Below are 12,999 nucleotides of genomic sequence, written 5' to 3'. Positions count from 1 at the left end.
AACCGCCCTTTCAGGCGGACCCGGGTGTCCAGCCATAGTAAGCACGTTGGGCCCTTGACACCTTCCCGCAGATGAGCCAGAATAATCGTATACGATTTCATACTCGATGAGGAGTGGGTTTGGAACAGGTCACATCGGACACCCTGGCGGCAGCGCGCAAGGTGATTGCGGTCCACATCAACTACCCCAGCCGGGCTGCGCAGCGTGGGCGGACTCCGGCGCAACCGTCGTACTTCCTGAAGCCGCCGTCGTCGTTGTCCCTGGGTTCCCCCGACGCTCCCGGAACTGTTGAACGCCCTGCCGGCTGTGAGCTGCTCGGTTACGAGGGCGAGATCGCACTGGTGATCGGCAAAGCTGCCCGCCGCGTTGGCTTGGAGGATGCGTGGAGCCACGTTGCCGCCGTCACGGCTTCCAACGACCTCGGCGTGTACGACCTTCGCTACGCGGACAAGGGTTCCAACCTCCGCTCCAAGGGCGGTGACGGCTTCACGCCCGTTGGCCCGGCGCTCATCCCGGCAGACGCCGTCGACCCTTCCAAACTGAGCATCCGCACCTGGCACAACGGTGACCTGGTCCAGGACGACACCACCGAGGACCTCCTCTTCCCCTTCGCGCAGCTCGTCGCGGACCTCTCCCAGCTGCTGACGCTCGAGGAGGGCGACATCATCCTCACCGGCACCCCCGCTGGAGCTTCCGTGGCTGTCCCGGGGGACGTCGTCGAAATTGAGGTCACCGGAGGTGATTTCAGCACCGGCCGCCTCACCACCAAGGTGACGGAAGGTACGACGCCGTTCGCGGACTTTGGTGCCGGCCCCAAGACCGATGACACGCAGCGGGAAGAGGCCTACGGTTCCCGCGAAGCCGCCGGGCTGGCACCGGCGGAGCCGGCGGCTGCCGCGAGTGTGCTGACGCCGGAGTTAAAGGCGAAGCTCGAATCGGTGGCCACCGCTACACTGTCGTCGCAGCTTCGCAAGCGCGGGTTGAACAACGTCAGCATCGACGGCTTGCAGGCCACCCGCCCGGACCGCAAGGTGGTGGGTTTGGCCCGGACGCTGCGCTATGTACCCAACCGTGAGGACCTTTTCAAGACCCACGGCGGTGGCTTCAACGCCCAGAAACGCGCGATCGATTCGGTGAATGAAGGCGAAATCCTGGTCATGGAAGCCCGCGGAGAAAAGGGCACCGGAACAGTGGGGGACATCCTCGCACTGCGGGCCCAGGTCCGTGGAGCCGCGGCGATCATTACCGACGGCGGTGTCCGCGACTATTCTGCCGTGGCGGACCTGGACATGCCGACATACTTCGCGAACCCGCACCCGGCCGTGCTCGGACGGCGCCACATCCCGTGGGACACCGACATCACCATTGCCTGCGGCGGCGCCACTGTGCAGCCGGGCGACATCATCGTTGCCGATTCCGACGGGATCCTGGTCATTCCCCCGGCCATCGCCGAGGAACTCGTGGACGACTGCATCGCCCAGGAAAAGGAAGAAGTCTTCATCTTTGAGATGGTCAAGCAAGGCAACAGCGTGGATGGTCTTTACCCCATGAACAAGGAGTGGCAGGCCCGCTACGCCGAATGGCTGTCCCTGCAAGCCACGGAAGGAGCCCACGGTGACTGAAACCGCCGTCGGGAGCAAATCCCAGCAAGCGTATGAGGCCGTGAAGGCCCGGATCGTCGAGGGCGCCTACACCCCCGGCTACCGGCTGGTGCTGGCCAAGATCGCCGAAGACCTGGGCTTCAGCGTGGTCCCTGTCCGCGAAGCCATCCGCCGGCTGGAGGCCGAAGGCCTGGTGAAGTTCGAACGGAACGTCGGCGCGACGGTCTCCGGGATCGACCCCACCGAGTACCTGTACACGATGCAGACCCTGAGCATCGTGGAAGGTGCGGCCACCGCGTTGTCCGCACCGCTGATTGATCCGGCCACGATCGCCCGCGCCCGTGCAGTGAATGCCGAGATGGGCGAGTGCCTGGAACACTTTGACCCCGTCCGCTTCACCGCCCTGAACCAGGACTTCCACAGCGTCCTGTTCGAGCACTGCCCCAACCCGCACATTCTTGACCTGGTCCACCGCGGCTGGAACCGGCTGGCGTCCCTGCGCTCATCCACGTTCCGGTTCGTGCCCGGCCGGGCCCAGGAATCGGTGCGTGAACACGAGGCCCTGCTCCAACTCATCGAGTCCGGAGCAGACGCCGACACCATCGAGAAAGCTGCCCGCCAACACCGCGCCGCCACCCTCGACGCCTACCTCGCCCACGCCGTATCCAGTTAGGAACTCAACGATGACGACCTCCACCGAAACCACCAAGCACTACGTTCCCGAGGACCTGCCCACCCATATCCAGCACTACATCAACGGCGAGTTCGTTGACTCCGTCTCCGGGAAGACCTTCGACGTGCTGGACCCGGTGTCCAACCAGAACTACGCCACCGCCGCCGCGGGCCAGAATGAAGACATCGACCTCGCCGTCGCCGCAGCGCGCGAAGCGTTCGTCAACGGTCCCTGGCCGAAGATGAAGCCCCGCGAGCGTGCCCGGGTGCTGAACAAGATCGCCGACGCCGTCGAGGCGCAGGAAGCGCGCCTCGCCGAGCTCGAGACGTTCGATACCGGCCTGCCGATCACCCAGGCCAAGGGCCAGGCACTCCGGGCGGCGGAGAACTTCCGCTTCTTCGCGGACCTGATCGTGGCCCAGTTCGACGACGCGATGAAGGTCCCCGGCTCGCAGATCAACTACGTCAACCGCAAGCCGATCGGTGTGGCCGGCCTGATCACGCCGTGGAATACCCCGTTCATGCTCGAGTCGTGGAAGCTCGCTCCGGCCTTGGCCACCGGCAACACCATGGTCCTGAAGCCAGCAGAGTTCACGCCGCTCTCGGCGTCCTTGTGGGCGCAGATTTTCAAGGACGCCGGCCTGCCCGATGGCGTGTTCAACCTGGTCAACGGCCTGGGTGAGGAAGCCGGTGATGCGTTGGTGAAGCACCCGGACGTTCCGCTGATCTCCTTTACCGGCGAGACCACCACCGGCCAGACGATCTTCCGCAACGCTGCAGAGAACCTCAAGGGCCTGTCCATGGAACTCGGCGGCAAGTCCCCGTGCGTCGTCTTCGCCGACGCCGACCTGGACGCCGCGATCGATTCGGCCCTGTTCGGCGTGTTCTCGCTCAACGGCGAACGCTGCACCGCCGGCTCCCGCATCCTGGTGGAACGCGCCATCTACGACGAATTCTGTGAAAAGTACGCCGCCCGGGCCAAGAACATCGTGGTGGGCGATCCCCACGATCCCACGACCCAGGTCGGGGCACTGGTCCACCCCGAGCACTACCGGAAGGTTGCATCGTACGTGGAGATCGGCAAGTCCGAAGGCCGGCTCCTGGCTGGCGGCGGCCGACCCGACCACCTGCCCGAAGGCAACTACATCGCACCCACCGTGTTTGCCGACGTCGCACCTGACGCGCGGATCTTCCAGGAGGAAATCTTCGGTCCCGTCGTGGCCATCACCCCGTTCGAGAACGACGACGAAGCCCTCGCCCTGGCGAACAACACCAAGTACGGCCTGGCCGCCTACATCTGGACCCAGAACCTGACCCGGGCGCACAACTTCTCCCAAAACGTCGAGGCCGGCATGGTGTGGCTCAACAGCCACAACGTCCGCGACCTGCGCACCCCGTTCGGCGGCGTCAAAGCCTCCGGCCTGGGCCACGAGGGCGGCTACCGCTCGATCGACTTCTACACCGACCAGCAAGCCGTGCACATCACCCTCGGCTCCGTCCACACCCCCAAATTCGGCGACACGCCCAAGTCCGGCGCCTAGCACCCAACCAGGTCGCAATAGAGCGCGTTTTCAGCCCTCAAAGCGCGCACAAATGCGACCCAGTTGGGTACCCACAACCATCCTTTCGACGAAGAAAGACCATCATGACTACTCCCTTCACCGGCCCCATCCCCACCCCGACCGTTCCGGCTCCGGACATCGTCCGCTGCGCCTACCTCGAACTCGTGGTCACGGACCTGGAAAAGTCGCGGGCGTTCTACGTGGATCTCCTTGGCCTGCACGTCACCGAGGAAGACGAGAACACCATCTACCTCCGTTCCTTCGAGGAATTCATCCACCACAACCTCGTCCTGCGGAAGGGCCCGGTGGCCGCGGCGGCCGCGTTCGCCTACCGGGTGAAGTCCCCCGCCGAGGTGGATGCCGCCGAGGCCTACTACCGTGAACTCGGCTGCCGGGTGGAACGGCGCAAGGAAGGCTTCACCAAGGGCGTGGGCGATTCCGTCCGCGTGGAGGATCCGCTGGGCTTCCCGTACGAGTTCTTCTTCGAGGTTGACCACGTTGAACGCCTCACCCAGCGCTACGATCTGTACTCCGCGGGCGAACTGGTCCGCCTGGACCACTTCAACCAGGTCACCCCGGATGTTCCGCGCGGCCGCAAGTACCTCGAGGACCTGGGCTTCCGGGTCTCGGAAGACATCAAGGATTCCGACGGCGTCACGTACGCCGCGTGGATGCACCGCAAGCAGACTGTGCATGACACCGCCCTGACCGGTGGCAACGGACCCCGCCTGCACCACATCGCGTTCTCCACCCACGAGAAACACAACATCATCCAGATCTGCGACAAAATGGGTGCCCTGCGCATCAGCGACCGCATCGAACGCGGCCCCGGACGCCACGGCGTCTCCAACGCCTTCTACCTCTACATCCTGGACCCGGACGGCCACCGGGTGGAGATCTACACCCAGGACTACTACACCGGCGACCCGGACAACCCCACCGTCACCTGGGACGTCCACGACAACCAGCGCCGTGACTGGTGGGGCAACCCCGTGGTCCCGTCCTGGTACACCGAGGCCTCCCTGGTCCTGGACCTCGACGGCAACCCCCAGCCGGTCATTGAACGTGAAGAGAAGTCTGAAATGGCAGTCACGGTTGGGGCCGATGGTTTCTCCTACACCCGCCCCGACGAGGCCACCGGAGCCGAAGGATTCAAACTGGGAGCGCAGGTCTGAGGATGTTGGATGCCCGGACAATCGAAGCCATTGCCGACGAGCTCGTCGAGGCGGGCAGGAACCGCAAACCGGTCCCACGCCTGACCGCGCGCTATCCGGAGATGACGGTTGAAGATTCCTACGCCGTGCAGAAGCTGTGGCGGCAACGTAACGAAGAAGCCGGCCGCACGCTGGTGGGGCGAAAGATCGGCCTCACGTCCAAGGCCATGCAGGCCGCCACCGGCATCACCGAACCGGACTACGGAGCGATCTTCGATGACATGGTCTTCGAAACCGGCTGCTCCGTGGAGTGGGACCGGTACACCCACCCGCGGGTGGAGGTGGAACTTGCGTTCGTGCTCAAGGACGGCCTCAAGGGACCCGGCTGCACCATCTTCGATGTCCTCAACGCCACAGACTACGTGGTTCCTGCCCTGGAGATCCTGGACTCCAGGATAGAAATGGAGGGCCGGACCATCGTGGACACGATCTCGGACAACGCTGCCATGGGCGCCATGGTGATCGGCGGGCGCCCCGTGAAGCCCGACGCCGTCGACCTGCGCTGGGTCTCGGCCATCCTCTACAAGAACCAGACCGTGGAAGAAACCGGAGTGGCAGCCGGCGTCCTGGACCACCCGGCCAACGGGGTCCATTGGCTGGCCAACAAGATCGCCGCCCACGGCGACTCCATGAAAGCCGGCGACATCATCCTCGCCGGCTCCTTCACCCGCCCCCTGTGGGTATACAAAGGCGATACCGTCCACGCCGACTACGGACCCTTGGGAGTTGTGACATGCCACTTCAGCTAGACCCCCGGTTCTACACAGTCCTCCGGGAATCGGACCGCCCCCTGGTGGGAATGTGGGTATGCTCCGGCAGCCCGTTGGTGGCCGAAATCTGCGCCGGCTCCGGCCTGGACTGGCTCCTGATAGACGCCGAACACAGCCCCAACGGCCTCGAATCAATCCTCGCCCAGCTCCACGCCACCAGCGGCTACCCGATCCAGGTCATGGTCCGCCCTCCCGTCAACGACACCGTGGTGATCAAGCAATATCTGGACCTTGGCGTGCAGAATCTCATGATTCCCATGGTCAACTCCGCTTTCGAAGCTGCCGCCGCGGTGGTCGCCGTCCGTTACCCGCCGCACGGGGTCCGGGGCGTCGGGTCCGCACTGGCACGCTCGGCGCGCTGGAACCGCATCCCGGACTACCTCGCCACTGCTTCGGACAGCATCAGCCTGACGGTCCAGATCGAATCCGAGGCGGCAGCATCGGCCGTCGAAGAAATCCTCGCCGTGGATGGGGTGGACGGAATCTTCCTTGGCCCCTCCGACCTCGCCGCCTCAATGGGCCTGCTGGGCCAGCAGGAGAATCCCTTGGTAAGGGCCGTCGTCGAGCATTGCCTTGAAGCCGCCAAAGCGGCGGGCAAACCGGCCGGCGTAAACGCCTTCAACGAAGCAACAGCCAGGTCCTACCTCGACGCCGGCGCCTCGTTCGTGCTGGTAGGCGCCGACGTCTCGGTCCTGGCCCGGGCTTCGGAGGGGTTTGCGGAGAAGTTCATCCGCTAGCAGCCGCCGGTGGCGGGGCGCATGCCCCGCCCCCGGACCGGATGCACCTAGGATCGCTGTTCCTCCGGCAAGGTCTCCGGATCAACATTCGGCCGCCACTGGCTGGGCGGGTTGATGACGAACCTGCGGCCGCTGATGTCCGACGGCGTCACCCTCACCAGGATGTCCTTGCTGCCTGGTTGCCACGGGGAAAGTCCCGAGTCCACGGCTTCCTGGATCTCGTACGGGTCCGAAACGAACTCGGCATTGCCCTTGACGATCACGCTCCAGGCAATGGTTCCGTAGCTGTTGAAACCGTCTGCCTCAAGTGCCACGCGCGACCCGCCCCGTAGAGCGGCCTCCTTGGTGCCTTCCCCGATGCGGAAAATGATCGTTCCGTAATTGGAGACGAAGTTAAGGGGGAAGATCTCCGGGTTTCCATCGATGACAAGGCCGATCCTGCAGACCGATGTGGATTGCAGATACTTCCAGCAGTCATGGACGCTGAGCTCTTTGGTGTCTTGTACTGAAGCAGTGTTCTCCATGGCGTTGAGCCTAGTGCTTGAATTCCGGACTGAGTAGGGTTTGACGTCGCGATTCACCTAACGCCGACGGCGGATGGTCACCGATATGGCAACCACCCGCCGTCGTGAGTCCCCTGGAAGCAGGCGACGCTAAGCTGACGTTCCCGCAGCCGGGAACCGCTCCCAGGCCCTGTGCGTGGACAGGAGCTCCTGGAGGGCAGGGATCACAGCGCCCGGATCATCCCCGGCCACGATCCCCGGAGCGTCCTGGGGTATGCCCGCAGCATCGAGGCAGGAGGCTCCTGAACCCCACGCACCGATTGCCTTGCCGTGGCGGAAGGCTTCCGAGGCCATAAGCACGACGCGGGGGTCCACCGTGGCTCCGGGCTCCCCCGCCTTGGCGTCCCGACCGGGCATGGCGTCCGGAGCCGGCGAAGCCCCGCCTACCAGGACGAGGGCGTCGAACTCGGTGGACCGCGCCGTCAGATAGGTCCGCTGGACCGTCAAGGCAGGACCGTCGTCCGCTCGGAGGTGGCCACCCACCGGCGCAACAAGCAACGGTACGATGCCCTCTGATTCCAGCGCTTCACGGGCCGCAGCGACCAGCGAAAGATCGCTGCCTGCGTCGGCCACAATCCCCACTACGCGGCCTGCGACGGGCCATGTGCCGCCCAACTGGGACAGCGCCGGGCTGGGCTCGGAGTCGGGGACATCCACCGTGGCGCCGGGAACCGGCATGCCAAGGCCTTTGGCGACGGCCTCGCACAGTCCGGCGTCGATGTTGGCCAACGCCATCAACTGCCGCTCCCGGACAGCAGCTTCATAGCATTTGCCGAGCTCGAAAGTGTAGGCCTGGATGATGTGGTCCTGCTCCACCGGTGTCATGCTCCGGAAGAACAACCGGGCCTGGCTGTAGTGGTCATCGAAGGATGCAGGGTTGCGGCGCTCCTTGATGGCCTCAGCGATTTCTTCGGGAACCTCCACGAACGCACCGACGTCCTGCCCCGCCATGAACGGGCATCCGCCATCAAGTGAGTTCGGGTGGTAGGGAGCCACGCCGGAGTGGACCGCCGTCTGGTGCATCCCGTCACGGAGCATGTCGTTGACCGGAGCGTGCGGCCGGTTGATGGGAAGTTGCGCGAAGTTCGGCCCACCCAGTCTGGAGATCTGGGTGTCCAGGTAGGAGAAGAGCCGCACTTGGAGCAGCGGATCATTCGTCACATCGATTCCGGGCACCAGGTGTCCCGGGTGGAAGGCGATCTGCTCCGTCTCGGCAAAGTAGTTGGTGGGATTGGCGTTCAGGGTCATCAGGCCGATTGGCTGGACCGGGGCGAGTTCCTCCGGGACGAACTTGGTGGGGTCCAGGAGGTCGATGCCCTCGAACATCTGGTCTTCGGTATCCGGGAATGCCTGGATACCCAATTCCCACTGGGGATACGCACCCGCCTCAATGGCGTCGGCCAGATCCCGGCGATGGAAGTCGGGGTCCATGCCGTTAATGATCTGGGCTTCCTCCCAGACCAGTGAATGGACACCTTGCTTGGGCTTCCAGTGGAACTTGACCAGCGTGGTTTCGCCGTCTGCGTTCACCAGCCGGAAGGTGTGGACACCAAATCCCTCCATGGTCCGGTAGGACCGCGGAATGCCGCGGTCGGACATGTTCCACAAGGTGTGGGCCTGCGCCTCGGTGTGCAGTGAAACGAAGTCCCAGAAGGTGTCATGGGCACTCTGGGCCTGCGGGATCTCCCGGTCCGGGTGGGGCTTGGCAGCATGCACGATGTCCGGGAACTTGATGCCGTCCTGGATGAAGAAAACGGGGATGTTGTTGCCTACGAGGTCGTACGTGCCCTCATCCGTATAGAACTTCGTCGAGAATCCGCGGGTGTCGCGGACAGTATCCGCCGAACCCCGTGAACCCAGTACGGTGGAAAACCGCACAAAGACCGGCGTTTCGACGTCGGCTGCCAGGAAGCCGGCCTTGGTCACCTTCGATGCCGTCCCGTAGGAACGGAAGACGCCGTGTGCGCCGGCTCCACGGGCATGGACTACGCGCTCCGGGATCCGTTCGTGGTCGAAGTGCGTGATTTTTTCTCGCAGGTGGTGGTCCTGCAGCAGGGTGGGCCCGCGTGAACCCGCTTTGAGTGAGTGGTCCGTGTCGGCGAGCCTCAGCCCCTGGGCAGTTGTCAGGTATTGGCCGGACTGGGCCCGGGCGTTTGCCGGCGCACCTGTGGGGCTACCCGTGGGCGAGACAGCCTCGGGCGCCTGCTGGTCGGGCTTGGGCGGCAATGGTTCACGGGGACCGGTTGGCTCTTCCACGCTTGCGGGCTCACTTGACGGAGCGCCGGGAATCCGGACGTTGTCTTCGTTTGGCACGATGGGTTCTCCTTGGGTTTGTGGCAAAGCCGGCAGCCCAGCAAAAAAGCTAAGCTTCCTTACTACCCTAGAGGCCCCCTGCCGGCACCGCAACGGAGCCACGCGGCGCGGAGCGGCCTTGGTGGCCGGTCAGCTCCGCAAATCAGCTCCCCGACAGATCAGTGATGAAGCTGCATCCGCTGGAGCACCGTGGCCGAGATTTCCTCCACCGACATCGTGGCCGAGTTCACGTACGGGATGTTGTTCGCCCGGTACATGTCCTCTGCGTTCCGGAGTTCAAAACTGCATTGCTGCAGCGAGGCATAGTTGCTGCCGGGGCGGCGCTCCTGGCGGATCTGGCTCAGCCGCACGGGTTGGGAGGTGAGGCCAAAGCACTTGTCCGCGAACGCCAGCAACGGTTTGGGCAACGACATCGTGTCGAAGTCTTCCTCCACCAGGGGGAAGTTCGCCGCGAGGATGCCGTGCTGCAATGCCAGATACATGGTGGTGGGGGTCTTGCCGCAGCGCGAAGGCGCTATGAGGATCAGCTCGGCACGCTCCAGCGCCCGCAGGGACTGGCCGTCGTCGTGCTCTATCGCGTACTCGACCGCGGCCATGCGGGACTGGTAGCGAACAGCGTCCCCGACGCCGTGCGCTTGCCCGGGAGCGCCGCTGGCGGCAGTGCCCAACGCGTCTTCCAATTGGCCGATGTGCGCGTCGAAGAGGTCGAAGAAGCGGCCTGCGCTCTGGGCGAGGACAGCACGCACCTCCGGATTGACCGTCGTCGAGAAAACCAGCGGCCGGGTGCCCGAAGCCGCCACCCGGTTGATGCCGTGGACCACCGCGCGGGCCTGTTCAACCGTGGTGATGAACGGGATGGTGCGGCGTTCCAAGCGGTGCGCCGGGAACTGCGTCAACAGCGTATTACCGAGGGTCTCGGCGGTGATGCCGGTGCTGTCGGAGAGAAAGAACACCGTGGGAGCGGGCGCGGAGCCCGCCCCCACGGCATGCGTATCCGTCATCTACAGCGCCGCGCGGTTACCCGTGCGTGCCAAGCGCAGCCACGTTTCCGTGACGGCGTCAGGGTTCAGGGAGATCGAACTGATTCCCTGCGCCAGCAGCCACTCCGCGAAGTCCGGGTGGTCGCTGGGACCCTGGCCGCAGATGCCCACGTACCGCCCCTTGGCCCGGCAGGCGCTGATGGCCATTTCCAGAAGCTTGGTGACAGCGGGGTTCCGCTCATCGAAGCCATCGGCCACCAGGGCTGAGTCGCGGTCCAGGCCCAGGGTGAGCTGGGTGAGGTCGTTGGAACCGATGGAGAACCCGTCGAAGTACTCCAGGAACTCATCGGCCAGCAGCGCGTTGGCGGGAAGTTCGCACATCATCACGATCTCCAGCCCGTTCTCGCCGCGGCGCAGGCCGTTCTCCGCCAGCAGGTCGATGACGCCGCGGGCTTCGTCCAGGGTCCGCACGAACGGAACCATGAGCTTGATGTTGCTCAGGCCCATCTGGTTCCGCACGTACTTGAGGGCCTCGCACTCAAGCTCGAACGCCTGCCGGAACGACTCCGACAAGTACCGGGAAGCGCCCCGGTACCCGATCATCGGGTTCTCTTCCTCGGGTTCGAACGCCGGGCCGCCGATCAGGTTGGCGTACTCGTTGGACTTGAAGTCCGAGAGCCGGATGATCACCGTTTCCGGCGCGAACGCGGCGGCAATCGTGGAGATGCCTTCGGCAAGGCGACGCACGTAGTAGTCCCGCGGTCCGTCGTAGGCCGCGATCTTCTCGCGGATCTGCCTGACGGTGAAATCGTCCAGGGACGCCGGGCGCGGAATGTCGCCGGCAACGGCCAGCAGGGCGTTGGGGTGGATGCCGATCTGGCGGTTGATGATGAATTCCAACCGGGCCAGGCCCACTCCATGGTGCGGGAGCCTGGCGAAGCTGAACGCCTGCTCCGGGGTGCCGACGTTCATCATGATCTTCACCGGTGCCTCGGGCATGGTCTCCAGGGACGTTTCCTGGAGGGTGTACTCGAGCAGCCCCTCGTACACCAGGCCGGCTTCACCTTCGGCGCAGGACACCGTCACCGGCGTTCCGTCCTTGAGGATCTGGGATGCGTACCCGGTTCCAACGACGGCGGGGATGCCCAGTTCGCGGGCGATGATGGCGGCGTGGCACGTGCGCCCGCCACGGTCCGTGACGATCGCGGCGGCTTTCTTCATGATCGGTTCCCAGTCAGGGTCGGTCATGTTCGCCACCAGGACATCGCCCTCCTGGAAGGAAGCCATCTGGTCGATGGAGGACAGGACGCGCACCTGCCCTGCACCGATCCGCTGGCCAATGGCGCGGCCTTCCACCAGCACGGTGGAACGCTCGGCGAGGGTGTAACGGGAGACGGAACCGGCCGCTTTGCGGGACTCCACCGTTTCCGGGCGGGCCTGCAGGATGTAGAGCTCACCGTCCACGCCGTCCTTGCCCCACTCGATGTCCATGGGCCGGCCGTAGTGCGCCTCGATGGCCATGGCGTGCCGGGCCAACTGCTCAACTTCGGCGTCATTCAGGCTGAACTTGCTCCGCAGGTCCGGTTGAACGGGTATGAAGTCCACTGTCCTGCCAACCTCGCGGGATTCGGTGTAGACCATCTGGATGGCCTTGTCACCCAGGCCGCGCTTCAGCACGGCCGGCCGGCCCGCAGCAAGGGCAGGCTTGTACACATAGAACTCATCCGGGTTCACGGCGCCCTGCACCACGGCTTCGCCAAGTCCGTACGACGAGGTAACGAACACGGCGTCATTGAAGCCCGACTCGGTGTCCATGGTGAACATCACGCCGGATGCCCCGACGTCCGAACGGACCATACGCTGCACGCCGGCCGACAACGCCACTTCCGAGTGGGTGAACCCGTGGTGGACGCGGTAGGCAATCGCGCGGTCGTTGTACAGCGAAGCGAAAACATCCTTGATGGCAACTAGGATGTTCTCAATGCCCCGGATATTAAGGAAGGTTTCCTGCTGGCCGGCAAAGGAAGCATCGGGAAGGTCTTCGGCCGTGGCGGACGAGCGCACAGCCCAGGACACATCGTCGCCATGCTCTGCGGTCAGGCGGTGGTATGCGGCGCGGATTTCCTCTTCGAAACCGGCCGGGAACGGTGTTTCACGGATCAAGTCACGGATCTGCTGGCCAACGCGGGCCAAAGCGGCCACGTCGCCGCTGTCCAGCCCCGCAATGATGGCCTCGATCCTGGCATCCAGGCCGGATTCGCTGAGGAAACGCCGGTAAGCGTCCGCCGTCGTGGCAAAACCGTCCGGAACTTTTACTCCCGCCGAGGCGAGGTTGCGAACCATTTCGCCGAGGGAAGCATTTTTGCCGCCAACCTGGTCAAGGTCGGACAAGCCAAGATCAGAAAACCAGAGAACGTCAGTCATAAATGGTGTCCTTCGTTGGGCACGCGCTGACAAGCGCTGAAAAATAGGGTGATGCAAGACTGTGGGGACCAGGCCCCCGGAAGCAAACTCATGTGATCAGCGCAACTTAACGCACACGTCATGAATCGGACATGACTTGTTGCGTCGGGGGCCTGCCGGGTAA

Annotated in this window: 10 protein-coding genes; 6 read left to right on the top strand and 4 right to left on the bottom strand. The window is 64.4% G+C overall.

What is annotated here, in order from left to right; all coding sequences use genetic code 11:
- Positions 1-119: 119 nt before the first annotated feature.
- From QN084_RS21565 to QN084_RS21540, 6 genes are all read left to right on the top strand, one after another.
- Positions 120-1,622 (top strand): fumarylacetoacetate hydrolase family protein, encoded by a 1,503-nt coding sequence (locus QN084_RS21565; RefSeq protein ID WP_021474573.1) that lies wholly within the window; start codon positions 120-122, stop codon positions 1,620-1,622.
- Positions 1,615-2,274, top strand: a complete 660-nt coding sequence (locus QN084_RS21560; protein WP_021474574.1) for a GntR family transcriptional regulator — start codon at positions 1,615-1,617, stop codon at positions 2,272-2,274. Before QN084_RS21565 ends, QN084_RS21560 begins: the two co-directional genes overlap by 8 nt.
- 10 nt (positions 2,275-2,284) lie before the next feature.
- On the top strand, positions 2,285-3,814 hold the full coding sequence (hpaE, locus tag QN084_RS21555) for a 5-carboxymethyl-2-hydroxymuconate semialdehyde dehydrogenase (protein WP_069696506.1): 1,530 nt from the start codon (positions 2,285-2,287) through the stop codon (positions 3,812-3,814).
- 104 nt (positions 3,815-3,918) lie between these two features.
- Complete coding sequence (gene hpaD, locus QN084_RS21550) at positions 3,919-5,010, top strand: 3,4-dihydroxyphenylacetate 2,3-dioxygenase (RefSeq protein WP_021474576.1); 1,092 nt, start codon at positions 3,919-3,921, stop codon at positions 5,008-5,010.
- A 2-nt stretch (positions 5,011-5,012) separates the two neighbouring features.
- Positions 5,013-5,798, top strand: a complete 786-nt coding sequence (hpaH, locus tag QN084_RS21545) for a 2-oxo-hept-4-ene-1,7-dioate hydratase (RefSeq protein ID WP_062096802.1) — start codon at positions 5,013-5,015, stop codon at positions 5,796-5,798.
- Positions 5,783-6,556 carry an HpcH/HpaI aldolase family protein gene (locus QN084_RS21540; protein WP_083262082.1) on the top strand — a complete coding sequence of 258 codons (774 nt, stop codon included), beginning with the start codon at positions 5,783-5,785 and terminating at the stop codon, positions 6,554-6,556. The genes hpaH and QN084_RS21540 overlap by 16 nt, the downstream gene beginning before the upstream one ends.
- Before the next feature lie 47 nt (positions 6,557-6,603).
- Here QN084_RS21540 and QN084_RS21535 read toward each other — a convergent pair whose 3' ends face one another.
- The 4 genes from QN084_RS21535 to ppsA all read right to left on the bottom strand — a co-directional run bounded on the left by QN084_RS21535 (position 6,604) and on the right by ppsA (position 12,836).
- Positions 6,604-7,080 carry a pyridoxamine 5'-phosphate oxidase family protein gene (locus QN084_RS21535; RefSeq protein WP_069696904.1) on the bottom strand — a complete coding sequence of 159 codons (477 nt, stop codon included), beginning with the start codon at positions 7,078-7,080 and terminating at the stop codon, positions 6,604-6,606.
- Between the two features lie 129 nt (positions 7,081-7,209).
- Positions 7,210-9,432 (bottom strand): catalase, encoded by a 2,223-nt coding sequence (locus QN084_RS21530; RefSeq protein ID WP_069696504.1) that lies wholly within the window; start codon positions 9,430-9,432, stop codon positions 7,210-7,212.
- Positions 9,433-9,590: 158 nt separating this feature from the next.
- On the bottom strand, positions 9,591-10,433 hold the full coding sequence (locus QN084_RS21525; protein ID WP_021474581.1) for a pyruvate, water dikinase regulatory protein: 843 nt from the start codon (positions 10,431-10,433) through the stop codon (positions 9,591-9,593).
- Positions 10,434-12,836, bottom strand: a complete 2,403-nt coding sequence (gene ppsA / locus QN084_RS21520) for a phosphoenolpyruvate synthase (RefSeq protein ID WP_062096800.1) — start codon at positions 12,834-12,836, stop codon at positions 10,434-10,436.
- Between the last annotated feature and the right edge of the window lie 163 nt (positions 12,837-12,999).

Origin of the sequence: Paenarthrobacter sp. R1, from assembly GCF_030264015.1 — a bacterium.
Classification (GTDB): Bacteria; Actinomycetota; Actinomycetes; order Actinomycetales; family Micrococcaceae; genus Arthrobacter; species Arthrobacter ureafaciens.
Note: the sequence above shows the minus strand (reverse complement) of the source record. Positions and strands in the feature narration are given on the sequence as shown.

What these genes read in the sequence shown, in the direction of transcription:
- hpaE (WP_069696506.1), top strand. Translation starts at nt 2,285, where the DNA reads ATGACGACCTCCACCGAAACCACCAAGCACTACGTTCCCGAGGACCTG.
- ppsA (WP_062096800.1), bottom strand. Translation starts at nt 12,836, where the DNA reads ATGACTGACGTTCTCTGGTTTTCTGATCTTGGCTTGTCCGACCTTGAC.
- hpaH (WP_062096802.1), top strand. Translation starts at nt 5,013, where the DNA reads ATGTTGGATGCCCGGACAATCGAAGCCATTGCCGACGAGCTCGTCGAG.
- QN084_RS21525 (WP_021474581.1), bottom strand. Translation starts at nt 10,433, where the DNA reads ATGACGGATACGCATGCCGTGGGGGCGGGCTCCGCGCCCGCTCCCACG.
- hpaD (WP_021474576.1), top strand. Translation starts at nt 3,919, where the DNA reads ATGACTACTCCCTTCACCGGCCCCATCCCCACCCCGACCGTTCCGGCT.
- QN084_RS21540 (WP_083262082.1), top strand. Translation starts at nt 5,783, where the DNA reads ATGCCACTTCAGCTAGACCCCCGGTTCTACACAGTCCTCCGGGAATCG.
- QN084_RS21535 (WP_069696904.1), bottom strand. Translation starts at nt 7,080, where the DNA reads ATGGAGAACACTGCTTCAGTACAAGACACCAAAGAGCTCAGCGTCCAT.